Origin of the sequence: Streptomyces lacrimifluminis (assembly GCF_014646095.1) — a bacterium.
GTDB classification, from domain to species: Bacteria; Actinomycetota; Actinomycetes; order Streptomycetales; family Streptomycetaceae; genus Streptomyces; species Streptomyces lacrimifluminis.
Genome location: NZ_BMMU01000037.1, coordinates 1 through 24,487 on the forward strand (window position 1 = coordinate 1; position 24,487 = coordinate 24,487).

Here is a 24,487-nt window from a genome sequence, read left to right on the forward strand (position 1 = left end):
CCAGCTCGACACCGCGATCGTCCAGAACGGCAAGGGCGACCTCGCCGCCCTCCTCGCCGGCAACGACACCTGGACGGTCGGGCGATCCGCCCGGCTCTTCTGACCCCACCGCAACCGCCCGACCGCCGTATCCCGGGAGAAACAGCATGGCGTATGTGATCGCTCAGCCCTGTGTCGACATCATGGACAAGGCCTGCATAGACGAATGCCCGGTCGACTGCATCTACGAGGGCCCGAGGAAGCTCTACATCCAGCCCGACGAATGCGTCGACTGCGGTGCCTGTGAACCCGTCTGCCCGGTGGAGTCGATCTTCTTCGAGGACGACGTCCCGGACAAGTGGAGCGACTACCGGAAGGTGGACACCGAGGTCTTCGCCGGCCTCGGTCAGCTCGGCGGAGCGAGCGCGGTCGGACCGCTCGCCGCCGACCATCCCCTGGTCTCGGCGCAGGCCGCGCAGGCCGCGTAGCTCGTCGTACAGCCCGGGTGTCCGGCCGTCGGGCAGCCGTCGGACGGCCTGATTCCGCTGTGGTCCAGTCCCGTTCCAGGCCGGGTACAGGCCAGATACAGGCCGATACCAGTGGTCCAGGACACCGTGGAGGCGGTGGCGGAATCCTTTCGCCACCGCCCCGTGGCGTTGTGCGCGCCGGCCACGCGTCTCGCGCACTCCGGGCAATCCCAGAAGGAGTTGGAATGGACATCACCTTCATACCTCAGCCCGCCGCATCCGCGTCGGGCTCCAAGGGGTTCACCGCACCGCTCCACCTGCTGCACAGACCCGTCACACCGGAGGGATTTCTGCTGGACGCCACGCCTCCGGTGGAACAGCACTTCGCGCTCTCCGCCGAACTGCCCAGCGAGCACGAGACGTTCAACGACGGGCCGGGCACCTTCCACGATCTGCTCTTCGTCGCCGAGACCCTCCGCCAGGCGACACACTTCGTCGCACACCAGTACTTCCGGGTGCCCGCCGAACGCCCCGCGGTCTTCGTCTCCAGCGGGCTCGACGTCCTCGACCTCGCCCCGTGGCGCCGCACCGGCCGGCCGGCCCACATGACGCTGGACATCACCCTGGCCCCCGTGGACGTCGTCAACGGCGTCCCGCGCGGCCTCGACTGCCGGGGCGACGTGGCGATCGACGGAGTCAGCTGTGGGAGCGCTTCCGCGCGGCTCCAGTTCCTGATGCCCCAGGTGTACCGGTCGCACCGCGCGGCAGGGCGCCAGGAGAGTCTGCGGAGCACCGCACCGCTGGTACGCCCGCTGGCCGCCATGACCGTCGCCGGCCAGGAGGCGGCGCTCGCCGTGCGGCCCGAGTCGGTCGGGCGCGACGACCCGCGCAACGTGGTCGTGGGACCCCCGCTGTGGGCACCGTACGGGGAGTTCGTCCTGCCCGTGGCCTGCGAACCCGGCCACAAGGTCTTCGAGGCCGACTCCGGAGGCCACGTCCCCGGGCCGGTCTTCCTGGAGGCCTCCCGGCAGGCATCGCTGCTCGCCGCCGCGGAACTGCACGGCCTGCGGCCCGCCCACGCCATGCTGACCCGGTGGCGGGCGGCCTTCCGTGGTTTCGGGGACGCCGACCTTCCGCTGACCTGCACGGTCGCCACCGAGGACCCGGTCCGCGACGGAACGGGCCGCCCCAGCGTCCATACCCGGCTCGCCTTCAGCCAGGGCAGCCGGGTCCTGTGCACCGCCACGGCAGTCCTGCTCCAGGACTGCTGACCGGCCGCGGGTGCCCGGACCGGCGCTCCCCTCTCTCCCACTCGCCGTCATGATCAAGGAGCTCTCCGATGCGTTTCCGCGTACTGGGGCCGGTGAGCCTGTCGCCCCGCACTCCCTCCGCCGCGAAACCCCGCGCCCTGCTGGCCACCCTGCTCGTACAGGCCGGTGAAGTGGTGCCGGTGCACAGCCTGATCGACGAGCTGTGGGGGACGGAACCACCCCGCACCGCGACCACCACTCTCCAGGTGTACGTGTCCCAGTTGCGCAAGGTGCTCGCCGGCGACGGGAGCGCGGGACGCGCCGGAGAGCTGCTCACCCGGGCCCCCGGATACCTCCTGACGGTTTCCGATCAGGAGTTCGATCTACCCTGCTTCGAACGGCTGCGGACCGAGGGCCGCACGGCGTACCAGGAGGGGGACTTCGGCCGCGCCTCCCGGCTGCTGCACGAGGCGCTCGCCCTGTGGACGGGCCAGGCCCTGTCGGGGATCCCGCACGGTGTGCGGCTGGAGTCCGCCGCCATCCGCCTGGACGAGCTGCGGATGGAGGTCCTGGAACAGCGGATCGTCGCCGACCTGCGGCTGGGCCGTCACCAGGAGCTCGCCGGGGAACTGCTGGCCCTGGCCAACGAGCATCCCTTGCGGGAGACCCTGCACGGGCACCTCATGGTGGCGCTGTACCGGACGGGCCGCGGATCCGACGCGCTGCGGGTGTACGGGCGGCTGCGCCACTCCCTGGTGGAGGAACTCGGCGTCGAACCGGGTCCGGGCATGTCCCGGCTGCACGAACGCGTCCTGCGCCGGGATCCGTCCCTGGACTGGCAACCTCCCCGGAACGCGCGTGGCACGAACCCCGACGAGGGGGGCCGCGGCGCCGGCACACCGGGCAGCCAGGGGGCCGCACGGAGTGCGACGGGTACGGCCGACGGACCGCGGCCCGTCCCCGCTCCACCCTCGACGCTGCCCGCCCCGCCCCCCGGATTCGTCGGCCGCCACGAGGAACTGGCTTACGGGGAACGGGCGTTGCGCGGAGGCGCGGGCCGGCAGCCGGTGCGGATACTGGCCGTCTCCGGGCCGGCCGGCGTCGGCAAGACCGCCCTGGCCCTGCAACTCGCCCACCGCACGGCCGACTTGTTCCCGGACGGCCAGCTGCTGATCGGCCTGCGCGGACCGGACGGGCGTCCGCTGAGTTCCTCGCAGGCGGGGGCGGCACTGCTGCGCCGTCTCACCGATGACGTGTCCGGCTCACCGCTCACCGATCCCGAGGAGCTGACGGACCGGCTGCGGCGGGCCGTGCACGGGCGCCGGATGCTGCTCGTCCTGGACGACGCCGCGTCGGAACACCAGATACGACCGCTGCTCCAGTCCGGCGCGGCCGGCGCGGTGATCCTCACCGGGCGCCGTCCGGTCGCGGCCCTCGACGGTGCGCAGCACCTGCGGCTGGACGCGGTGAGGCCGCAGGAGGCGGTGGAACTCCTGCTCGCCGCGGGGGGCGAGCGGATGGCGCAGGATCCGGTGGCGGTCGCCGAGATCGCCCGGCTGTGCGGTTGTTTCCCCCTGGCGCTGCGCGTGGCCGCGGCTGCCCTGACAGCGCGGCCGCACACCACGCCGGCCGCGCTGGCGGGCCGGCTGCACGACGAGCGGACCCGGCTCGGCGTGCTGCGCGAGGGCGGCCTCGATCTGCGCGCGACCCTGCTGACGGGGTATCAGGAAGCAGGTCCCCCGGTGCGGCGGGCGTTCCGTCTGCTGTCCCTGGCCCCGGCTCTCGACTTCACCGGGTGGACCGCCGCGGCCCTGCTCGGCACCGGGCAGGCGGAGGCGGAGGAAACCACCGAGGAACTCGTCCGGGCCCAGTTGCTGGAGGCCCGGACCGACGGCCAGGCGGTCCGCTACGGCTTCCACTCGCTGCTGCGGGTGCTGGCGACCGAGCTGCGGGAGGCGGAGCCGGACGGTGCCCGGACACGGCGGGACGCCGTAGAGAGGCTGGGCCGGGCCTACGTGACCCTGGCCGGCTGCGCGGACCGGCAGCTCGCCCCGGGAAGGGCCTGGAGGGCGTACGCCGACGCCGCGGACCCCTCCCTCGACGCCCCCGCGATCGTCGGCGCGAGCCCGCTGGGATGGTTCCGCGAGGAGGCCACGGGCCTGGTGGAGACGGTGCGGCGGACGCACGCGGAAGGGCTCTGGCCACTGGTGTGGCAGCTCGCCGGGAGCGCCGCCGGATACTTCCACGCCCGCGCCGCGTGGGAGGAGTGGGAGGAGACCCACGAACTCGCCCTGGACGCCGCCCGGCGGGCCGGGAGCGTCGAGGCGGAGGCGGCGATCCAGTACTCGTTGGGCGACCTCGCCTGGCAGCGCCGCGAGGCCGCCCGGGCTCTGCGGTGCTACACCGCTGCGCAGCATACGTTCGAGCTGGTCCGCGACCGGGTCGGGGCGGCGCGCTGCCGGATCGGGGTGGCCGACGTCCTGCTCGGCCAGAACCTGCTGGAACCCGCCGCGCGGCGGTACGGACGGGCGTTGGCGCTCTGCTCGGCGGGCGGGGACCTGCGGGGCGAGGTGGCGGCGCTGAACGGGCTGGCCCTCGTCAACCTGCGGCGTGGCCGTGCGGAGACGGCCGTGCGTCAGCTGGCGCAGTGCGGGCGCGCCGCCGAACAGCTGGGCGACCGCCGCTGGACGGAGTACGTCCGCCGCGCCACGGCCCGTCTGACGGCCGATGCCCTCCGCCGGCCCTCCCCCGCCGCGAACGCGGTCGAGGTCCGCCCGGGAATGTGGCTCATCGGAACGGCCACCCCCACCCTCACCTCAGCGGGAGCCGCGTGACGTCCCACCCCCGGCCCCCCGGTCCCCGGCCGACCGGCTCCCGCCCGGGGACCGGGGGGCGGGCCTGACCGGAGGGCCGGGGAGCGGGCCCGACCGGATCAGGTGACCGAGTGCCGTACCGTCCTGCCGCGCGTCCCGCGGCCGGCCTCCGCACGGATTCCGGGGAGCGTGCCTGATCCCGCGACCGGGCCACATCGGGCGGGGTGACCGGGGGCGCCCCGTCACCACACCCGCGTCCGAGAGCGGCACCGGGCCCCTGCCGCGTTCCCACCGGTCCACGCGGGCCGTTCGGGACACCCCGCCCCACTCGTCACCGTGGCGCTGGAATTGGCCGGCCCGGCGCCCGCCCTCACCGAGCCCGGCATGGAGGCTGCCCGCCGCCTCTCCGCCCCACGGCGTCATGAACTCGACGGCATCACGTCGCGGGCCGCAGTCCTCCCGGGCGAGGGCCGGCGGCTCCGGGAACAGAACCCACTGCCTTGCCTGGTCCTGGTCCTGGTCCTGGTCCTGGTCCTGGTCCTGGTCCTGGTCCTGGTCCTGGTCCTGGTCCTGGTCCGTGGCCGGGTCCGTGGCCTGGTTCGGAGCATTGCCTTGCCCCGGCATGGCTGTGGCCATGCCGGGGGCTGTTCCGGGTTGCCGGGGCGGCCGGGTGTCAGCCGGTGGCTCGGCCCGGGAGGGGATGGGCGGTGTGGGTGGGAGTGCCGGCTCGACGGGTGCGCAGGAGTTGGCGCCACTCCTCGGAGCTGAAGCGGGCGGGCTCGGTGCGGCCGATGAAGTCGTGGAGTACGCCGAGGAAGCGTTCCGGGTCCGTGTGGAACGGGAAGTGTCCCGCCTCCTCGAATATCTCCAGGCGGCTGCCCGGCATGGAGACATGGCCGAGGCCGGCGTGGAGGGCCGGGACGACCATGTCCCGGCCGCCCCAGACCAGCATGGTCGGCATGCCCTGGGTCAGGTAGCAGCGGTCGAGCAGGGTGCCGACCTGCCCACGCCAGTCGACGACGGCCCGCAGGGTCCGTACGAAGGCGCTGCGGGAACTCGCGTCGGGCAGGGCGTCGACCACTCGCATCAGATCCGGCGCGTCGACCCCCAGGCCGAGGTTCAGCGTCTTCATGACCCGGATGACCATCTCCAGCTGCCAACGCACCGTGGGCAGTTGGAGTGCCGACAGCAGCAGTTCGGCACCGGGCAGCGAGGCGGCCCGCAGCAACGGGGAGACCTGGCGGCCGATGCCTCCGCTGCCGACCAGGACCAGACGCTCGCTGCGCTCCGGGAACTGGTAGGCGAACTGGGCGGCCACCGCCCCGCCGAGCGAGTGCCCGACGAGGGTGGCCCGCTCGATACCGAGGGCGCTGAGCAGATCCCGCAGCCCGTTGGCGTACGCCCCGGGAGAGTAGTCGCCCCGGGGTTTGGCCGACGCCCCGTGGCCGAGCAGGTCGGGGACGACGACCCGGTACCGGGCCGCCAGGCCCGGGATGATGTCGGCCCAGGTCGCGGAGGAGTCGCCGATGCCGTGGATCAGCACCACCGCGGTGTCGCCCTTGCCCGCCATCCGGTAGGCGAAGCGGTATCCGTGCAGGTCACGGGTACGGACGCGGATCTCGTTGCGGCCCACCGCGCGCGGTCTCGGCCGCCCCGGCTGGTGGCTGGGCCTGAGGGGCGAGCGGGCGGTGAAGGGGGCGTCGGCCATGGGTCAGGCCTCCTGCGGCATCGGGCGGTGGTCACGGACGGGGTGGCGCGGGACCGGCGCGGACTCGACGACGTTCGGCGAGCCCGGAGACTCGCCACCGCCGGCGCGGCACCCGCTCGGGGCATGGGAGACGACGTTCTGGGCACCGGGGGTGTTCTCGGCACCGGGCTCGGGATCGAGGCCCAGCGAGGCCAGGGAACGCCATGGCAGTGCCTGGCCGGGTGTCCTGTTCCGCCAGGGGGCGAACACCTGGGCCGAGGGGGAGGGAGCGGTGAGGGTGTGCGCGGAGGACATGACAGCCACCTCTGAGTAGGTGTGCGAGGGAACGCCCCGGAAGCGGGCGCGGTGCCGCTGCCCTCGGGAGGAGCGGCGCGTGGACCAGGGGGTGGGGTGAGGCGTGGGGTGATACGGAAGTCCCGTGCGGTGTCGGCCAGGTAGAAACGGCGCGGGAGCGTGCCGGACACCGCGCGGCGGACGGGCCGGGAGACTCAGTCGGCGGGAGCCGGGTGCGGTCGGCGGGAGCCGGCGTCGGCGAAGCCCGCGGCGGCCACCGGGCCGGACGGACTCGTCGCACCGGAAGCGGTCACGCTGGCCGCGCCGAACGGCACGGTCGCGCCCGGGGTGACCGCCACCGCGCCGGGCTCGACGGGCGACCGCCGTGCGCCGGCGGTGGGCAGGGTGCGGCGTCCGCCGACCCGGTTCGTGAGGCGGGCTCGCAGCAGTGACCCGATCAGCCACTTCCGCATGGCGCCCAGGTGCGCCGGGGAGCCGTGGACGTCGTCGAACTCCTTGAACCGCACGCGGGGCAGCGCGGAGCCGAGCAGCTGCCGCTCCGTGGGCGGGATGATCTCGTCCCGGGAGCTGACCACGTAACCGACCGGGATGTCGACCGCGTCCAGGACGTCCGGGCCGAGTACGAAGTCCGCGAGCAGCGCCCGCAGTTCGTTGTCGTCGGCCGCGCCGGTGAGCCGGCACAGCGTCTCGACGGTGATCTCCGGCACCCTCGGCCACCAGACGGGGTCGGTGAAGAACCCGGCCACGGGGGCGCCGACGGTGTGGACGGAGCGGATGCGCGGGTCGTCGGCCGCCGCTCGCAGGGCGAGGTGGCCGCTGAAGCTGAGGCCCAGGACGGAGGTGTCGCTCACCCGGGCGCGGTCGGCCAGCCGGTCCATCAGGAACGGCAGCAGCCGCCAGGAGTCCGCGTGGTAGCGCAGGGTGTTCTCGCCGACGCCGGGCATCTCGGTGGCCACCGCCGCGTAGCCGAGGCGGGCGAGCCGGGGCAGGAGAGGCGCCCACTGCTCCTTGACGCTGACGATGCCGCCCATGATCAGGAGCAGCGGCCGTCGGCGGCGCGTGTCGAGTCCGCTCGTCCAGCAGGCGACCGTGCCGTCCGGGTGGTCGAGCACCATCCGCTCGACGCCCCGCCGGCGACGCCAGTCGTCGAAGGTCCGTACGCAGTTGTCCTGCGCCCGGCGCCGAACGTCGTCGCCGTGGTACGGGAAGCGGGCGAGCGCGTAGCGTCGGCAGGCGTCGAGCGACCGGCCCTCGAAGGCCAGCCGGTCGGCCTCGGCGGTCCACACCCGGGCCCAGGACGAGGGGTGTCCCGGCACGTCGTTGGTGATCCTCGGCAGTACGGCCGCGACCTGGCGTTCGCTGATGCCCTGGCCGCGGGCGTGCAGCCGCGCGAATTCCTTGAGCTCTCCGAGATGGTCCATCGTGTTCTCCGTCTCCTCCGGGATACGGGGGCGATGCCGGGGAGATGCGGCCGGAGGGCTCGGGGCCTTCCTGGTCGTACCGGCTGCGGGCGGGGCTGTCCGCTCGTACGAGGGGCGGGCGCCCGGCCGGGAGGGGGGGATGTCCCCCGGCGGGGCGGCCCGCCCGAGGACGATGCTGGCCGTCGTCACTTAAGCCCTGCTGGCGCACCGGTTGAGCCCCGCTTGTCGTGGCCGGGAGCCCTCCGGACCGTGCGGTCACCAGTCCAGGACCTCGTCCCCTCCACCGGCCCGGACCTCGGACTCCGCGTCGTCGCCCAGTGCCTCGGCGACGGCCGCGACCGTAAGCGGATCGAGCATGGTGTGGGCTGCCGTGTCCCGCGTACCGCCGAAGCCGGCGTCGCTCACCGCGACGCTGACGACATAGCCGCTGTCCACGGAGAAGGTGCGGAACTGCCATTCGACACCGGTGCCGGGTGCCCCGTCCGGAGCCAGGACCCTGGCGGGCCGGCCGTCGCCGCTGAAGCCGAAGTCGGTGAAGCGGAAGCGCAGCCCCTGCCCGATCGCCTTGCTGTAGGCCTCCTTGAGCGTCCACATGCGCACCAGTGCGGCGCCCCGCCGGTGTGGGGGGAGCCGCTCCAGGACGGTCAGTTCGTGCGGCGTGCAGATGTGGCGGTGCAGCCCGCGTGTGTAGAGCGGGCGGTCCGCGCGCTCGGCGTCCACCCCGATCAGACCTTTGGTGGTGAGCCCGATGAGCAGCAGGTCCTCGGTGTGGCTGAGACTGATGTCCACCGCGTCGTAGCCGCGCAGATAGGGGCGGCCGGTGGGGCCGTACCCGAGTTCGACGGCCTGTGGGGGCACGCGCAGCGCCACCGCGGCGGCGAACTTGAGCAGCACCCGGGAGGCGGCGAACCGCGTCCGCACGTCCGGGTGTGTCATCTCCAGGTAGCGCTCCCAGTCCCGGCCCAGGAGGGCACGCAGCCGTGGGCCGCCCGCCCGGTCGGGCCGCCAGTCGGCGACCCGGGCGTGCAGCACCGCGACCTCGTGCTCCTCCAGGTCCGCGCGGACCTGGTCCCAGGCTCCGTCACGGCCGGAGATCCGCGCCGGCTCCCCGAACGAGGGGCTGGGTGCCGTCCTCCTCCGCACCGTCATCGAAGCCCTCCAATTCGTGCTTGAGATCACCGAGTACGTCGGCGGCGGTGCCGCCGTCGACGACCCGGTGGTCGAAGGTGAGTCCGAGCCGCATCACCGGGGCGACGGCGAGCCGGCCGTCCCTGACGACCGGCTTGTCGGCGACGCGGCCCGCGCACAGGGTGATGGCGGTACCGCCGCTGGAGTGGAAGCCGTCGACCGGGCGGTGGCCCAGCGAGCTGACCGCCACCGTGCCGAAGACGCCCGGCCGTCTGGCCGGGTCGCGCAGGGCGGCGGCGAAGGCCAGCCGCCCAAGCGGTACCGGCAGCCGGCCGAGCAGCCGGACACCGCGGAACTCGGCGAGCCGCTCGGTGTCGGGCCCCCGGTAGCGGTCGACGCGCCCCTGGATGTCGTCCAGGCTCGCGCTCTCCAGGGCGGGCAGCAGCGCGGAGAGCACGGTCCGTTCCCCGTCCACGGTGCGGTCGAGCGCCAGCTTGGCGGTGACCTCCGCGAACCGCAGGGTCCGGGGTCCGCGCAGCCCGAACAGCCCTCCCGGGACCAGTACCGCGTTGGCCTCCGGATGGCGGTGCAGCACGCGGCCGGTGGCGTGCAGGAGATAGGTGACGACCGAGTAGCGCCCACCGGCGGCCCGTTGGGCTCTCCGGTGGGCCTCGATCCGGGTCATGTCGATGTCGGTGTCCAGGTGGACGGGTCGCTGCCGGGCGGCGTGTTCCAGGAAGTACAGGGTGTGCCGGCGCCGGTGTTCGGGGTGCGCCCGTGCGGGGGCCGACCGGGTCCCGCCGGGCCGGAAGCCGGTCACGTTCCGGCCGCCAGCTGGTAGATCTCGCCGAGACTGCGGGCCTCCAGCAGCCTGCCCACGGGCAGTGAGCGGCCGGTGGCCTGTTCCAGGGCGGTGACCAGTTTCAGCAGGTACAGCGAGTCCCACTCGGGCAGTTGGTCCAGATCGGCGGCGACCTGGTACTCCTCCAGCGGCATGCCCAGCTCGTCCCTGACGAGGCGAACGAAATCGTCGATGGTGTGCATTCTGTACGGCCCTCCCGGGCAGATGTGTGCGGGCGGTCAGATCTTTTCGAGCGCGAAACCGGACTTGATCCACTTGCTGGACTCGACGGCGATGGCCAGCGCGCGCTGCCCCACGCCGATCTTCTGCAGCAGCGCCTCCAGCTGCAGGAAGGGCAGGGCGTTGCCGTTGTTCCCGGTGTCCGCGACACAGGACACCTCGACGGCGTCGGGCAGGCCGAGCTCCTCCGCGATCCGCCGTGTCATCCGGCCGGACAGCTGCGGCGGCAGCAGGAAGTCCACCTGCTCGGGGGTCCAGTCGAGGTCCTCCAGCAGTTCCCAGAGGATCTCCACGGCCATGACCGGGACGGACTCCTCGATGGCCTTGTAGTCCTCCCGTATCGCCTGCCGGTCGTCGTGCCGGTCGGCGAGCCCGAACCAGTCGATGACCTGACCGGGCTCCCTGCCCAGACCGGTGAACCGGTTCAGCACACCGCTCAGGGCCAGGCGCTGTCCGCGCGGCTCCGACGTGATCACGGCGGCACCCGCTCCGTCGCCGAAGAGCACGTAGTTGACGAGGTCGCTGGGTGCCGCCGCGGACAGGTCCCGGTCCAGGTCGAGGTGTTTGCTGCAGACGTCGCCCCCGATCACCAGACCGGCCTTGTGTCCCCCGCCCGTGACCAGGGTGTGGCCCAGCTGCAGGGCCTGTACGGCGCCGGCGCAGCCGGACTGGAGCTGGTAGGTGGGGATCTGGTCCAGGCCGAGCTGGTCGGCGACGTGGTTGACGGTGGCGGGCATGAGGTGGTCCGGGGTCGCGGTGCCCATGACCACGAAGTCGATCTCGTGCGGGGCGAGACCGGACGCGGTGAGGGCCTGCTCGGCGGCACGGGCGCACAGGTCGGCGAGCGACCAGCGCACCTCACCGGTCTCCAGGTCCCGGGCGAAGTGCCGGGTCCGGGTGCCGATGAACACGTCGATCCACTCTTCGTTGACACCGAGCGTCCTGGCCAGCGTCGCGTTGTCGACCGGGTCGCCGGGCAGCGCGGTCCCGACGGCGGCGAGGTAGGAGACGGTCGCGGCGGGACCCGGGGGCGAGGAGGCCTGCTCACGTGGCTGCTCTGACTGCATGGGTACGGTCCTTCCATTTCCGGAGCGGCGGGCAGTGGTGCGGGGGTGCGGATCGGGAGACGGACGGGCGCCGGTGCGGTGGCCGTGGGTGCCGGCCGGAGGCCGGAACCGCTCCGGTCACCGCGCCGGGCGCCCGTCGACGTCGGGTGCGCGGGCCGCCGTCAGGCGACGGCCGAGCCCACCCGGTCCTGGAGGTAGTCGGCGAGGTCACCGACCGAGGAGAGCCGTGGGAGCAGGTCCTGCACACTCATCGCCTCCAGACCGGTCAGCCGGTCCTGGAGCCGGTCCTTCAACTCCATGATCATCACCGAGTCGAAGCCGAGGTCCTCGTAGAGCAGGGAGAGCCGCGACACCTCGTCGTTGGCGTATCCGCCCACCTCGGCGACCGCCTCGATCACGGCCCGGGCCACCGGGTCCTCCACCGCGGAGGGCACGGCGGAGAGGACGGCACCTCGGCCGTTCGCGGCCGCCTGGTCCCACGGTTGCGCCGGCACCGCGTCCGCGCGCTCGGGTGCCACGCCGATGTCCGCCGCGGGCGCGGACCGTACCGGTGTGCGGGCCCAGAAGCGGTGGGCGTCGGAGAAGGCGTACGTGGCGAGCCGCTGCGGCTGCCGCTCCTCCTGCGGGTAGACGGCGTCCCAGCGGGGCTCCAGTCCGCTGCGGAAGAGTTCGGCCAGTGCCTCGGCGAAGGCGCGGCCGTCGGCCTCCTCGCCGGGCACGGGGGCCACGGAGTGCACCCCGGCCCCGGCCGCGGAGCGCAGGGCGCGCGCCATGCCGGTGAGCACCGGACGGGGGCCGACCTCCACCAGGTGGGTGGGTCCCGCCTCCAGCAGCCGGGCCATCGCGTCGCCGAACAGCACGGGGGCGCTGATGTGCTCGGTCCAGTACTTGGCGTCCATCGGCTCGGCCTCCAGGAGCCGCCCGCGCACGGTGGAGTACACCGGGAGCTTGGGGATTCCGCCGCCGGTCTCGTCCGCGAGCGCGGCGAACCGGTCGAGCATCGGCTCCATCAGGGGGGAGTGGAACGCGTGCGAGACCTCCAGACGCCGGGTCCTGACACCCTGTCGGACAAGTACGTCGTCGATCCTCCCGAGGGCCGCCAGGTCCCCGGAGAGCACGGTGGCCTTGGGGCCGTTGACCGCGCCGACCCCGACCAGGGGTTCCGCGTCCACGAGTTCGGCCAGGTCGGTGTGCGCCGCCCGTACGGCGAGCATTCCGCCACCCTCGGGCAGCTGCTCCATCAGGGCACCGCGGGCGGCGATCAGCCGGGCGGCCTGCTCCAGCGGGAAGACCTCGGCCAGCACGGCCGCGGCGTACTCACCGACGCTGTGGCCCAGCAGCAGCGCCGGCGGCACGCCGAGTTCGGTCAGGCTCGACGCCAGGGCGTACTCGACGGCGAACAGGGCGGGCTGGGTCCAGCCGGTGCGGTGCACGGCCTCGTCGCCGGAGAGCAGCAGTTCGCGCACCGAGCCGCCGACGTGCGGGGCGAGTGCCTCGTCGGCCTCGTTGAGGAACCTGCGGTACAGCGGCGACTGAAGGTACAGGCGCGCGGTCATCGCCGGGTACTGCGAACCCTGGCCGGTGAACAGCAGCGCCACCTGCGGCTTCCCCGTGGGGTTGCCGACGAGCCTGGCCAGCAGGTCGTCGTCCGCGGCGGTCTCCCGCAGCGCGGTGGCCAGTTCGCCGGTGTCCCGGGCGGGCAGGGCGAAGCGGTAGCGATGCCCCGTCTTGGTCCGGTTGCTGCTCCAGCACAGCGGGCCGGCCGGCACCCTGCGCCGCTCCATGGCGTCGGCCTGGACCAGCAGGTTGCGGCGCAGCGCGGCCGTCGAGGGTGCCGTCAGCGTGAAGACCCCGGTGCCCAGGCCCGTGGAGCCGGTGGACTGACCGGCACGCCCCGGCTCCGGTTCCGTCGCCTCGGGGCGTGCGGCGTACGGCGGTGCGGACTCCAGGACTGCGTGGGCGTTGGTGCCGCCCATCCCGAAGCTGCTCAGACCTCCGATCGTCGACCCGGAGCGCAGGCGCAGCGGGGCCTTGAGGAGGCGTATCCCCTGCTTGGCCAGTTTCAGCGCCGGGTTCTCCTTGGCGGCGAACCGGCTGGCGGGGACCGTCTTGTGATGCAGCGACAGCGCGACCTTGATGAGGCCCGCGATACCGGCCGCCCCTTCGGCGTGCCCGATGTTGCCCTTGACCGAGCCGAGTGCCAGCGGGCGCCCGGAACGGCCGGCGTGCAGATGGCCGAGGGCCTTGATCTCGATCATGTCGCCCAGGACGGTGCCGGTGCCGTGGCCCTCGGTGAAGGTCACGTCGGACGGCTCGACGCCCGCCCGGCGGTAGGCGGCGGCCAGCACGTCCTGCTGCGACCAGCGGTTGGGGGCGGTGATGCCGTTGCTGCGGCCGTCCTGGTTGACGGCGGTGCCACGGATGACCGCGTACACCGGCTGGCCGTCGGCGATCGCGTCCTCCAGCCGGCGCAGCACCACCGCGCCGACTCCCTCGCCCCGGCCGATGCCGTCGGCGTCGGCGCTGAACGGCTTGCACCGGCCGTCGGGCGCGGACAGCCCGGCCTGGGTGTAGAAGATGCCGAGCGCCGGGGTGAGCGCCACGTTGACGCCCGCGGCGATGGCGGTGTCGCACTCCCCCGCGAGCAGGGCGTTGCAGGCCAGGTGGACGGCGACGAGGGACGAGGAGCAGGCGGTGTCCACCGCCAGGCTGGGTCCCTTGAGGTCGAGGTGGTAGGAGATCCGGTTGGCGGTCATGCAGTAGCCGTTGCCGGAGCCGAGCTGCGGGGTGACCTTCGCGTAGTCGGTCATGTGCAGGTGGGCCCACTCGTTGCCCATGACGCCCACGAAGACCCCGGTGTCGGTGCCGGCCAGCCGGTGCGGGGCGACGCCCGCGTCCTCGACGGCACGCCAGGCGCACTGGAGCAGCAGCCGCTGCTGCGGGTCCATCGCCGCCGCCTCGCGCGGGGAGACGGTGAAGAAGTCGTTGTCGAAGGCGTCCGGGTCGGAGATGAACCCGCCCTCGGTGGTGTTGGAGTGTCCTTCGGCGCCGGTGCGCGAGTGGAAGTCACGGGCGTCCCAGCGTTGCCGGGGCACCTTCTCCACCCCGTCACCGGAGCGCATCAGCATGTCCCAGTAGGCGGCCGGATCGGGCGCCCCCGGGAATCGGCAGTCGATGCCGACTATGGCTACGGGCCTCATCGATTCTCGCCCTCCATCGCCCGCAGCTCCTCCACGAGGTGCTGGGCCAGTGCTTCGACGGTCGGGTAGTCCCAGGCCACGGTGGGTTCGAGGACGAGGTCGAAGTCCTCCTCGATGTCGCCGCACAGGCTCAGCGCCGCCACCGAGTCGAGCCCGTACTCGGCCAGCGGCACGGTGGGCGCGATCTCGGACGGCGTACGCCTGAGGTACAGGGCGATCCGGTCGGCGAGCCAGCTGCTCAGCGACTCGACGGTGTGTGCGGTGAGCTCGTTGTTCGCGGTGCGGTCGGTCGCGGGAACAGACATGCGTCAAACTCCTCGGTGAAGGCGCGTCGGGTCCGGTCGGCCGGCGGTCAGCCGGCCAGCGGGGTGTCGTAGAGGTCGTAGCTGCGGCGTTCGTGGAAGCGCCGGAGCACTTCCTCGTGCACCCGGCCCTCACACCCGGGCGGCAGGTCGGCCGGGCGCTGCCCGAGCCGGCGCGCCAGCCTGTGCAGTGCGGCGGCCACCCAGGCCGGGTCGGCCAGGAAGGGATCTTCACCGCCCTGTGCCCCGCGCCAGACGCCCAGGACGGACGCCGCCGCGAGGAACACCGCGTAGCGGTCGGCCAGCGCGAAGCTGGCCGGGCTGGCGAGAGCGGTGCGGTCCAGCGGGGAGAGGTTCAGGCTGTCCTCCTGGAGCTGGCGCAACTGGTCGAGCATCCGCATGACGAGCGCCTGCACCGCGAGTTCCTCGGGGGAGCCGCTGGGCAGCCCGTCGGCGGCGGCGACCAGCGAGGCGCTCAGACTGTCCCGGCCGCTGGCCAGGGAGAGCCGCTCGAAGGGGATGCCGGGCAGCCCCTCCCGTGGGCGGAACAGGCTCTGCGGGGCCTCGTCGCCCTGGAACCAGGCACGCCTGGCCAGCCGGGACAGCTGCGGAATGATGGTGGCCTGGCAGGCCGCCGAGCCCGCGTGGCCGAGGCTCAGCACCGGCAGGTCGCGGACGTGCTTCTGGAAGAGGCCGAACTCTCCCTCACGGACGTAGAACCGCGCCCCGAGCACGATCGACAGGTCGTACATGGTGTCGGTGAGCATCTTGGGCACCAGGTACTTCACCGCCGCCGCGTACACGCTGGTCTCGTCGGGCAGCAGATGCACCGCCCGGGTGCCGACCGTCGCCATGCTGTCGCAGATGAGCAGGTCGAGGAAGGCGCCGGTGAGGGTGGAGGAGGCGTGCGGTATCTCCATCACCGGACGCCGGTACAGCTGACGTCCGAGGGCGAACCGCACCACCGTGCGCAGGCTGGTGTCGAGGGCGCCCACGGCCATGCTGGGTATCGCGCTGCGGGTGATCTGGAAGGAGCGCAGCGCGAGTTCCACGCCCTGGCCCCGGGCGCCGACCAGGGTGCTGTCGGGCACCGGGCAGTCGGTGAAGTCCAGCCCGGACAGCCGGCAGCCGCGCACGCCGACCGCGTTGTAGCGGGGCAGGACCGCGAAGCGCTCCGCGTCGAGCTGGTCCCGTTCGAGCAGCAGGACCGAGTGGCTGCGGCTGCCCGGGCTCTCGTCGGTGCGGCTGAACAGGGCGAAGGCGTCGGCCCGGTCCGCGTTGTTGATGACCTCCTTGCGGCCGTTCAGCCGGAAGCCGCCGGGCACGGGATCGGCCCGGAACTCGTTGCGCACGAAGTCGTTGCCGTGCGGCAGCTCGTGATAGGCGACGGAGACCTTGGAGCCGCCCAGCAGGAGCTCCGCGACCCGGCGGCGCTGCTCCTCGCTGCCGGCCGTCCACACGTTGGCGGCGGCCATGAAGGACGTGACGCCGTAGCCGAGGCCGAGCGCCACGTCGCGCCGGAACACCTGCCGCATCACACGGACGAGCGTGTCGAGCCGGTCCAGCCGCCCGCCGAGGTCGGTGGGTACGAACTCGGCGTTGAGGACCACGTCGTCGAGGAGCCGCTCACCGGCGGCGGGCAGTTCGCCTGCCTCGTCGGCGGCCAGCAGTCCGGCGGCGCCGAGCGGATTGGCGGGGTCGTTGGGGTCCCCGAAACGGTTCTCCAGATCGGCGATCCTGGCCTGGACCTCGCTCTCCCGCGCCTGGTGCGCGGCCGGGTCGGTGGTCAGGGCGGTAGCGGTCGGAGCTGCCGTGCCGGGCAGCCCCTGGACCTCGGGATCACTCAGCATGACGTCCCCTCGGGTGTCCGGGCGCCGCCGACGGCGGCCCGGGTATCGGTGTGTGCGTGCGGCACGGCGGCCGGCGAACCGCCGTCACCGCCGGGTGCGTGGGAGGGCGCGGCGGCGTCGCCGGGCGCGCTGGAGGGCGCGCCGACTTCACCGGGCGCGTGGGTGGGCTCGGCGGCATCGCCAGGCGTGCCGGAGGGCGCGGCGGCCTCGCCAGGCGTACGGGAAGGCGCGGCGGCACCGCCGGGCGCGCCAGGGCGCGGAGCGGGGCTGTCGGACCCCCCGGCCTGCGGAGCGGCATCGCCCGGTGCCCCGGTGGGGCGGTCGGCGGACCCGTGCAGGGAGAACGGGAACAGGGAGAACAGCTCGCCCGCGTTCCGTGCGGCCCGCAACCGCTCCAGCAGCGGAGGGTAGGCGTCGGGGTCGCCCGCGTCCGGCTCGCCCAGCCGCACCAGCAGCCGGTCGAGGACGGGCCACAGCCACACCCCGTCACGCCACAGGGCCCCGGTGCGCCCCGATTCCGCCGCCCGGTGGTTGTGCGCCCAGAGGCCGAGGCAGGCGGCGCCGGCCAGGCACAGGCTGTACCGCCGGGCCACGTCGAAGGCGGCGGGCGGGACGTCGGTGACCACGGTGCGGTAGGCGTCCATCGACTCGTGGACCCGGCCGGTCACCGCGAGCAGCCGCTCCGCCGCGCCCAGCGCGCCCTTGAGCTCCGGCCGCCCGGCGGCCTCGGCGCGCAGCGCCGCCACCGACATCGGCAGCGTGGCCATGACGCCGCTGCCCCGCCGGGCCACCAGGGACAGCCGTGCCGGGTCCAGCGGGGGCAGCGGCTGGGCCACGTCGAAGGCCCGGACGGCGCCGCTCGTGTCACCGCCGCCCCGCAGCCAGCCGCGGGAGAGCGAACGGAACTGGTTGACCAGGGAGTTGAGGTTGACGAGGGTGTTGCCGTCGAAGAGGCCGACGATGCGGTGGTCGCGGTCGACCTTCTGGAACATCCCCCGGGCGTGGACGTCCTTCAGGAAGGCCCGCGCCCCGAGCAGCCGGGTCAGGTCTGCGATCACGCCCTCGGTCCCGGTGGGCACCAGGTACTTGGTGGCCGCGGCGACCACGCTCAGCTCGTCGGGGACGGTGTGCACGGTCCGGGCGGCGACCGTGGCCAGCGCCTCCCCCACCAGTACGTCCGCCGCGGCCGAGGCGAGCACGTGCCGCGCCTGCGGCAGATCGATGAGTCGCCGTCCGAACAGTTCGCGCCGCTCGGTGAAGTCCAGGGCGATGGCCAGCGCGTGATCGGCCGCGCCCAGGGAGAGCGAGGCGCACATGGTGCGGGTGAGTTGCAGGGCCTTGAGCACTGTCTCGACGCCGCCGCCCTCCCCGCCGACCGCCGCGTCCGCCGGCACCGGGGCGGCGTCGAAGGTGATTCCGCTGATGTCGGCGCCCCGGATGCCATGCGTACGGATCTTGTCCAGGCAGTGGTAGTCGTCGCCCTCGGCCAGTCCCCGCTTGTCGACCAGCAGCACGGTGAAGCCGCGCGGCCCGCCGTCCTCGGCGGTACGGGTGAGCACCGAGAGCAGGCTGCCCCGCGTGGCGTTGTTGATCAGCCACTTCTCACCGCTGACCCGCCAGCCGCCCGCGCCGTCGGCCTCGCCCCGCACGTCCCCGGCGAGCAGGTCGCTGCCGTGGGCGCGCTCGGTGAGGGCCAGCGAGACCGGTACCCCGGCCCGGATGTCCGCGGCGAGGCGGCGGGCCTGCTCGGCGGTGCCGGAGATCCAGACGCACACCCCGCCCAGATAGGTCTTGCCGTGCCCGACGGCGACGGTCAGATCGCGTCGGGCCACCACCCGCATGACCTGCATGACGGTCTCGTAGTCGGTGAGCCTGCCGCCGTACTCGGCCGGGATGTAGAACTCCTGCAGTCCCCAGCCCTCCAGCTGCCGGCAGATGTCGGCGGGGAACTCCTCGTTCTCGTCGAGTTCCAGACTGCGGGCGTGGGAGAAGGCGGTGCCGGGTTCCTCGGGATCCCCGAGCAGGGACTCCAGTTCCTGCGCGACGAGGTAGGGGGGATGTTCCATGGCTCAGCCCACCGGAGCCATGGCCGCGTCGGCGGCCTGCGTGCCCTGCGAGCCCTCTGCGTCCGCCGCGTCCGCCCCGATGAGCGCGCGCACCGCCGGATCCAGCACCGAGTGCAGCGCGGTGACCTCACCCTGGAGGAACAGCTTGCGCATCAGGGTGCGCTGGATCTTGCCGCTGGTGGTCCTGCGCACGGTGCCGGGGCGGACCAGCAGCACGTTGCCGGCCGGTACGGCGAACTCCATGCCGATGTGCCGCTGGATGTCGGTGGCGACGCTCTTCAGTTCGGCGCCCGCCGCGGCGGCCCGGATCTCGTGGATCACCACCAGGTGCTCCTGGCCGCCGGTGTCGACGGCGAAGACGGCACCGGAGGAGATCGCGGGGTTCAGGTCGCGTACGGCGCTCTCCACGTCGTACGGGTAGATGTTGCGGCCGTTGATCAGGACCATCTCCTTGAGACGGCCGGTGACGAACAGCTCCCCGGCGCCCATGACGCCCATGTCGCCGGTGCGCAGCCAGGTGCCCAGCTCCTCCTGGCCGGCGATCCGGGCGCCGAAGATCTCGGCGTTCACCTCCGGCCGCTCCCAGTAGCCGGAGGCCACACTGGCGCCGCGCACCCAGATCTCCCCGACCCGGCCCTCGGGCCGCTCGGCGAGCGTCTCGGGGTCGACGATCCGCACCTCGAAGTCCTCGCCCAGCGCGACCCCGCTGCTGACCAGGGTCCGTCGCGAAGCGCCCAGGTACGGCCCCTCCAGGTTGCCCTGCTCAAGTCCGGCCGCGTCCACCTCGCGCAGCAGCGCGCCGCGGGTCTTGGGGGTACCGGTCACCAGCAGGGTGGTCTCGGCCATGCCGTAGCAGGGGAACATGGTCTCCGGCCGGAACCCGTAGGGCCCGAAGCGCTCGGTGAACGCCTTGAGGGTCTCGGCCCTGACGGGTTCGGCGCCGTTGCAGGCGGTCCGCCACGAGGACAGGTCCAGGCCCTCCAGCTGCGCGTCGGTGATCCGGCGGACGCACAGGTCGTACGCGAAGTTGGGGCCGCCGCTGGCGTTCACGCCGTACTCGCTGACCAGCTCCAGCCAGCGGACGGGCTTGCGCAGGAACGACACCGGGGGAATGAGCACGCTCGTGGTGCCCAGCCACAGCGGCTGGAGGATGTGCCCGATCAGACCCATGTCGTGGTAGAAGGGCAGCCAGCCGCCGACCATCGTGTCGGGGGTGTTGCCGGTGGAGCGGGCGATGGCCGCCTCGTTGGCGAGCAGGTTGCCGTGCGAGACCATGACGCCCTTGGGGGCGCTGGTGGACCCCGAGGTGTACTGCAGGAAGGCCAGGTCCTCCGGGCTCAGCCCCGGGTCCTGCCAGGCGGCCGGGTCACCGACCGCTCCCTGGTCGGTGGGCAGGCAGACCACGTCCGAGAAGCCCTCGGCGGCCAGCCACGCCTCCACTTCCGGGGCGTGCTCGGCGAGGGTCAGTACGGCACCGACCCGGGCGTCGCGGACGATCCCGGACACGCGCCGGAAGTGCTGGCCCTGCTCGGAGGGCAGCGGCGCGGGCACCGCGACGGCGCCGGCGTAGAGGCAGCCCACGAACGCCTTCACGAACTCCAGGCCCGAGGGGTAGAGCAGCAGGACCTGACGTCCCGCCAGACCCCGTCCCTGCAGCCAGGACGCGATGTCCTTGGCCGTGCGGTCCAGCTCCCGGTACGGCAGTCGCTCGGGCACCTTGCCCCGTACTCCGTCGGCGAGGAACACGAACGCGTCCGCGTCGCCCCGTTCGTCCGACCGCGTCAGCACGAGCTCCGCGAATGAACCGAATTCCGCCACTGTCTTTCCCCTCGCCTCGAAGCGACTCATATCGCGTGGAAACCTGCCGAACCGGCTGTACCGGCTGCACCGACCGTCTGCCGGACCTGTCGTGCCGATCGTCGGGGCCGTCTCTAAAGCCCCTCTTGCGGCCGACGTCGTCACTCCCGTCGGCCGGGGCCGTCCTCCACCCGGCCGTGCCCCTTCAACTGCGCCCACAGCTCCCGTTCACCCGGGGAGAGGGGCACGTCGGCGGCCAGCCGCTCGGGATGGGCGGACGGCGGCTCGTCGAGCGGGATCGCGTGGCGCGGGGCCTCCGGGGGCGCGTCGCCGAGCCACCAGTCCTTCGCCTGCGCGACGGTCGCCGGCGGAACCATGCCGAACATCATGGCGAGCGCGCCGAAGCCGTCCAGGAAGAACGTGGCCACGCCCCGCCCCGCCCGCCGCGCCGTCCGGCGCGCGGACCACCACATGCCGCCCGCCTCAGGACGACCGCCGGCCGACGTCCGCCGTCAGACGGACGTACGCCGGCGGTGTCGGCAGCTGCTCGTCGGACAGGTCGTGCCGGAACGACACCGTGCCGTCCGCGCTCTCACCCGTCTCCGCGAAGCCCATGGACGGGTACAGGTCGCGCACCCGGTGGTTCTTGGCCGTCGGACGGTAGCGGGCGTACACCGCGCCCGCGCCGGCGGCCCGGGCCGCGGCCAGCACGGCGGACAGGCAGGCCTGCTCGATACCGCGGGCGAACACCCGGCAGCTGAGCAGCATGTTGTCGATGTGCCAGCCGCTCTCCGCCCCGCCGTCGGTCTCGACACCACTCACCAGGACGGCGCCCACCAGCCCGTTGTCCCCGAACCGGTCGCCGGAGCGGATCGCCAGCACCAGCCCGTCGGAGGACTCGTGCAGGGCCCGTACGTCGGCCTGCTGGAGCCGCTCGGTCGTGAGGTTGAACTGGTTGGTGCGCAGCGTCACCTGCGAGACCCGGGCGATCTCGTGGTCCCGTACGGGCGACAGGGTGACCTCGACGCCCAGTTCCGCGAGGTACTCGTCCATGGAGTCCGCGCTCTCCATGAGGTCCTGGCGGGCGACCTCGGTGCGGTACTGCGTCGCCCGGGCACGGTCCTCGGACGTCAGCTCCCGTACGTCGAACCAGCCGTCGGCGAGGAGCCGTTCGATGTGCAGGGCGGGTTCCTCGTCGAGCCGGACCACGGCGACGCCGGGCAGGCTGCGGGTCACCAGGCCGCACTCGAACGGCGAGTCGTCGGCGAAGACGAAGCTGTCCACCCCGAGGTTGAGCCGCTGGGCGATCTCCAGCAGGTTCCGGTCCTTGGGTTCCCAGTTGGCGGTGACCTGGACGAAGTCGGTCTCCCGCAGGGCCATGTCGGGGTGCTCGCGCAGCACGTTGCGCACGGGCTCGATGTCGTTCTTGCTGCACACCGCGAGCAGGACGCCCTGGGAGCCGATCTGGGCGACGGCCTTCTGGAACCGGCCGAACGCCTCGCCCCGGTAGGTGGTGGCGGCGGCGATGCCGTCCGGACCGTCGTCGCCGAGGATGCCGTCCCACAGGGTGTTGTCCAGGTCGACCACCAGCACCTTCTTGGTGCGTCCCCGCAGGGCCCTGGCCAGGTGACCGACCTCGCGGGCGTAGGCGGCCAGCAGTTGCTCGCCGAACTGCACCTTGGCGTAGGCGGCGAGCCGCGGCTCGTTGACGGGGCCGCAGGAGGCGACCAGCGGGTCGAGGTCCACGACATGGACGCGCTCGTGCACGGCGGCCAGCCGCAGCAGCCCCGCGTTGAACTCCCGCCAGATCACCCCGAGCCGGGCCCTGGACCGGGCGTCGACCAGGCGGCGCTGATGGCTGCGCAGCAGGGGCACGGTGTTGAGCACGAGGGTGCCGCTGCCGCGTGCGACATAGCGCTCGGCGAGCGACCTGATCAGGTTGAGTTTCCCGTCGGTGGCGCGCTGTACGTCCTCCACCCGCCAGGGGTGCGGGAGTTCCGCGAAGATGATCTCGGCGTCCAGCACGCACAGCGCCAGATCGGCGCCGGAGGTGTACACGTCGCTGCCGGTGTTGTGGAGATCGCGGCGCCACGAGTCGTAGTCACCCTCGTGCACCTTCAACAGCAGGCTGTGACGGGCGAGTTCGGCGGTCAGCGGGGCCGTGAGCCCGTTCAGGGTGGAGTGGCCGGTGACCGCGACGGTGAACGTCTCGGTGCCCGGGTGCTCGCGCAGCACCTCCTCCCGGTCCAGTCGGGAGAGCAGTTGTCCGGCCCGCGCCAGGTCCGGTGCCGGCGGTCCGGCGGGGTCCCCCGCCGCGGCCAGTTCGGCAAGCAGACCGGGCACCTCGTCGTACGCGTCGGCAAGGCGCCCTTCGGCATGGAGGGCGCGCAGCCGGTCCAGCGGTCCGGTCCGCTCGCCCACCGCGGTGCTCACAACCGTGGCCATGGTGTCTCCATTCACTGAATCGCCCGTCGCCCGGCGCCCACGGCGGTCCGCGAGCACCGATCCGGACCTGCGCCCGGTCCCGGGCACAGGCCCACCACCACTGCCGGTGGCCGGATCGAGCCTGCCGCGTCCGTCTTAAGGCGCCCTTGAGCGAGCGGGGCAAACCCCTTGCCCCGACGGCGTCATGGCCGCTGCCACTGCGCGCACCGGGGAGGCGTATCCCGGGGAGGCGTCACCCGGGAGGCAAGGAGGGAAGGCACGGCCGGGGCCACGTCACCACCGCTGACCACCGGCCGAAACGCCGGGTCCTCCGCCGACACCGCCGCGAAGGAACCGGCCGTCGCGGGCGGTTGCTGCTGATCCGCCGGCGACCGACCGCCACACCAGCGAGACCGTGACCGGCACTGGGGACCGGTCACGGCCTCGCGCGGCCACTGGGCTCTCGGCAAGGGGAGCAGGAGGGGGAGGAAGTGTGATTGGTGCCGGCGCCCAGGAAGCACTGGGCGGGGGTGCGGGTTCGCTCCGGAGCCGTGGAGCCGTGGAGCACAGTGATTCCGGCGACGCGATTCACCATGTTTCGTGATTCCGGTACAACCCCCGCCCTTGGTCCGTGGTCTAACGGGTAATCAGAAACAACGATCACCCGCGACGAACCCACCCACGGCACCACTCCCCCGAAGGGGCTGCTTCGGCATGCGTACACACAGAAGGACCGCCACCGCGACAAGCACCGCTCTCGCCCTCACATTCGCCCTGGGCGCAGCCGCGCTCACCGCCCCCGCCGCCCGGGCGGCCACCCCGAGCGCGGGTACGCTGCGCCACTCGGGCAGCGACCTCTGGTTCAAGGGCAACGCAGGCCAGACGAACCGGCTGGCGGTCTCGATGACGTTCGAGAGCCGCGACGGCGGAAACGACGCCTACTACATCCTCACCTTCCGTGACCGCGCCCCCATCACCATCGACGAGAGCGCGGCGGACCACTACGAGTGCGTGTACCCGTCGGCGGCCGACCACACGGTCGCCCGCTGCGCCGTCCACGTCCCGGTGGGCACCGACTTCACCGACGACTACTACATCGACCTGGGCGACGGCAACGACACCGTGTCGATCGCCGCCGACAACTACGCGTACAGCACGATCCACGGCGGCAAGGGCAACGACGTGCTGGTGGGCAACCGCCAAACCGAGCTCTACGGCCAGGACGGCAACGACCGCACCGTCGGCGGGGGCGAGCAGCGGGGCAACGGAGCGCGCGGCGGAGCCGGGAACGACGTCCTCACCGGGTGCTACGCGTGCTACGGCGACGCCGGCAACGACTCGCTCACCGGCGACGCCACCAGCAACCGCCTGGAAGGCGGCGACGGCAACGACATCCTGCGCGGAAAGTCAGGCGCCGACAACCTCTACGGCGGCAGGGGCAACGACCGCCTGTACGGCGACCAGGGCAAGGACGTCCTGTGGGGCAACAGCGGCAACGACGTCCTGTACGGCGGCCCGGGCACGGACAGACTCTCGGGCGGCCCGGGAAGCGACAAGGTCTACCAGAACTAAGGGTCGACCAAAGGGGCGCGGGGCGGCGACATTTGCGGCTCCCCCGCGTGGGCGCGACCAGCCCCCAC

18 protein-coding genes are annotated in these 24,487 nt (G+C 73.0%); 4 read left to right on the top strand and 14 right to left on the bottom strand.

Translation table 11 applies throughout. The features are described from left to right. Nucleotides 1-146: 146 nt before the first annotated feature. From fdxA to IEY89_RS34875, 3 genes are all read left to right on the top strand, one after another. Nucleotides 147-467 (top strand): ferredoxin, encoded by a 321-nt coding sequence (fdxA, locus tag IEY89_RS34865; RefSeq protein ID WP_189151548.1) that lies wholly within the window; start codon nucleotides 147-149, stop codon nucleotides 465-467. Between the two features lie 224 nt (nucleotides 468-691). Then, nucleotides 692-1,717 (top strand): AfsA-related hotdog domain-containing protein, encoded by a 1,026-nt coding sequence (locus IEY89_RS34870; RefSeq protein WP_189151549.1) that lies wholly within the window; start codon nucleotides 692-694, stop codon nucleotides 1,715-1,717. A 68-nt stretch (nucleotides 1,718-1,785) separates the two neighbouring features. Next, entirely contained in the window at nucleotides 1,786-4,530 is a 2,745-nt protein-coding gene (locus IEY89_RS34875; RefSeq protein WP_189151550.1) for an AfsR/SARP family transcriptional regulator, read from the top strand. A 652-nt stretch (nucleotides 4,531-5,182) separates the two neighbouring features. Here the strand turns inward: IEY89_RS34875 and IEY89_RS34880 are convergent. From IEY89_RS34880 to IEY89_RS34945, 14 genes are all read right to left on the bottom strand, one after another. After that, nucleotides 5,183-6,217, bottom strand: a complete 1,035-nt coding sequence (locus IEY89_RS34880) for an alpha/beta fold hydrolase (RefSeq protein ID WP_189151551.1) — start codon at nucleotides 6,215-6,217, stop codon at nucleotides 5,183-5,185. A gap of 3 nt (nucleotides 6,218-6,220) precedes the next feature. Further along, complete coding sequence (locus IEY89_RS34885; protein WP_189151552.1) at nucleotides 6,221-6,511, bottom strand: hypothetical protein; 291 nt, start codon at nucleotides 6,509-6,511, stop codon at nucleotides 6,221-6,223. A 194-nt stretch (nucleotides 6,512-6,705) separates the two neighbouring features. Beyond that, a complete protein-coding gene (locus IEY89_RS34890) occupies nucleotides 6,706-8,121 on the bottom strand; it encodes an alpha/beta fold hydrolase (protein WP_229695591.1) in 1,416 nt (471 codons plus the stop codon). 66 nt (nucleotides 8,122-8,187) lie between these two features. Continuing rightward, nucleotides 8,188-9,081 carry a 4'-phosphopantetheinyl transferase family protein gene (locus IEY89_RS34895; RefSeq protein WP_189151553.1) on the bottom strand — a complete coding sequence of 298 codons (894 nt, stop codon included), beginning with the start codon at nucleotides 9,079-9,081 and terminating at the stop codon, nucleotides 8,188-8,190. Next, nucleotides 9,014-9,880, bottom strand: a complete 867-nt coding sequence (locus IEY89_RS34900) for a 2-oxo acid dehydrogenase subunit E2 (RefSeq protein ID WP_189151554.1) — start codon at nucleotides 9,878-9,880, stop codon at nucleotides 9,014-9,016. Before IEY89_RS34900 ends, IEY89_RS34895 begins: the two co-directional genes overlap by 68 nt. Continuing rightward, entirely contained in the window at nucleotides 9,877-10,104 is a 228-nt protein-coding gene (locus IEY89_RS34905; RefSeq protein ID WP_164418495.1) for an acyl carrier protein, read from the bottom strand. Before IEY89_RS34905 ends, IEY89_RS34900 begins: the two co-directional genes overlap by 4 nt. Before the next feature lie 36 nt (nucleotides 10,105-10,140). Continuing rightward, on the bottom strand, nucleotides 10,141-11,208 hold the full coding sequence (locus IEY89_RS34910; protein ID WP_189151555.1) for a 3-oxoacyl-ACP synthase III family protein: 1,068 nt from the start codon (nucleotides 11,206-11,208) through the stop codon (nucleotides 10,141-10,143). A 161-nt stretch (nucleotides 11,209-11,369) separates the two neighbouring features. Further along, the gene (locus IEY89_RS34915) at nucleotides 11,370-14,408 is read right to left on the bottom strand and encodes a type I polyketide synthase (protein ID WP_189151556.1); all 3,039 of its coding nucleotides are present in this window, start codon (nucleotides 14,406-14,408) and stop codon (nucleotides 11,370-11,372) included. Next, complete coding sequence (locus IEY89_RS34920) at nucleotides 14,405-14,713, bottom strand: acyl carrier protein (protein WP_189151557.1); 309 nt, start codon at nucleotides 14,711-14,713, stop codon at nucleotides 14,405-14,407. Before IEY89_RS34920 ends, IEY89_RS34915 begins: the two co-directional genes overlap by 4 nt. A gap of 47 nt (nucleotides 14,714-14,760) precedes the next feature. Then, on the bottom strand, nucleotides 14,761-16,560 hold the full coding sequence (locus tag IEY89_RS34925; protein WP_189151558.1) for an acyl-CoA dehydrogenase family protein: 1,800 nt from the start codon (nucleotides 16,558-16,560) through the stop codon (nucleotides 14,761-14,763). Then, nucleotides 16,554-18,626: an acyl-CoA dehydrogenase family protein gene (locus tag IEY89_RS34930; RefSeq protein WP_189151559.1), complete on the bottom strand. Its 2,073-nt coding sequence runs from the start codon at nucleotides 18,624-18,626 to the stop codon at nucleotides 16,554-16,556. Before IEY89_RS34930 ends, IEY89_RS34925 begins: the two co-directional genes overlap by 7 nt. A 3-nt stretch (nucleotides 18,627-18,629) precedes the next feature. Further along, nucleotides 18,630-20,444 carry a fatty acyl-AMP ligase gene (locus IEY89_RS34935; protein WP_189151560.1) on the bottom strand — a complete coding sequence of 605 codons (1,815 nt, stop codon included), beginning with the start codon at nucleotides 20,442-20,444 and terminating at the stop codon, nucleotides 18,630-18,632. Between the two features lie 140 nt (nucleotides 20,445-20,584). After that, complete coding sequence (locus IEY89_RS34940; RefSeq protein WP_229695592.1) at nucleotides 20,585-20,851, bottom strand: DUF6059 family protein; 267 nt, start codon at nucleotides 20,849-20,851, stop codon at nucleotides 20,585-20,587. A 55-nt stretch (nucleotides 20,852-20,906) separates the two neighbouring features. Further along, entirely contained in the window at nucleotides 20,907-22,868 is a 1,962-nt protein-coding gene (locus tag IEY89_RS34945) for an HAD-IIIC family phosphatase (protein ID WP_189151562.1), read from the bottom strand. 693 nt (nucleotides 22,869-23,561) lie between these two features. Here IEY89_RS34945 and IEY89_RS34950 point away from each other — a divergent pair. Beyond that, nucleotides 23,562-24,419 carry a calcium-binding protein gene (locus IEY89_RS34950; RefSeq protein WP_189151563.1) on the top strand — a complete coding sequence of 286 codons (858 nt, stop codon included), beginning with the start codon at nucleotides 23,562-23,564 and terminating at the stop codon, nucleotides 24,417-24,419. Nucleotides 24,420-24,487 lie beyond the last annotated feature (68 nt).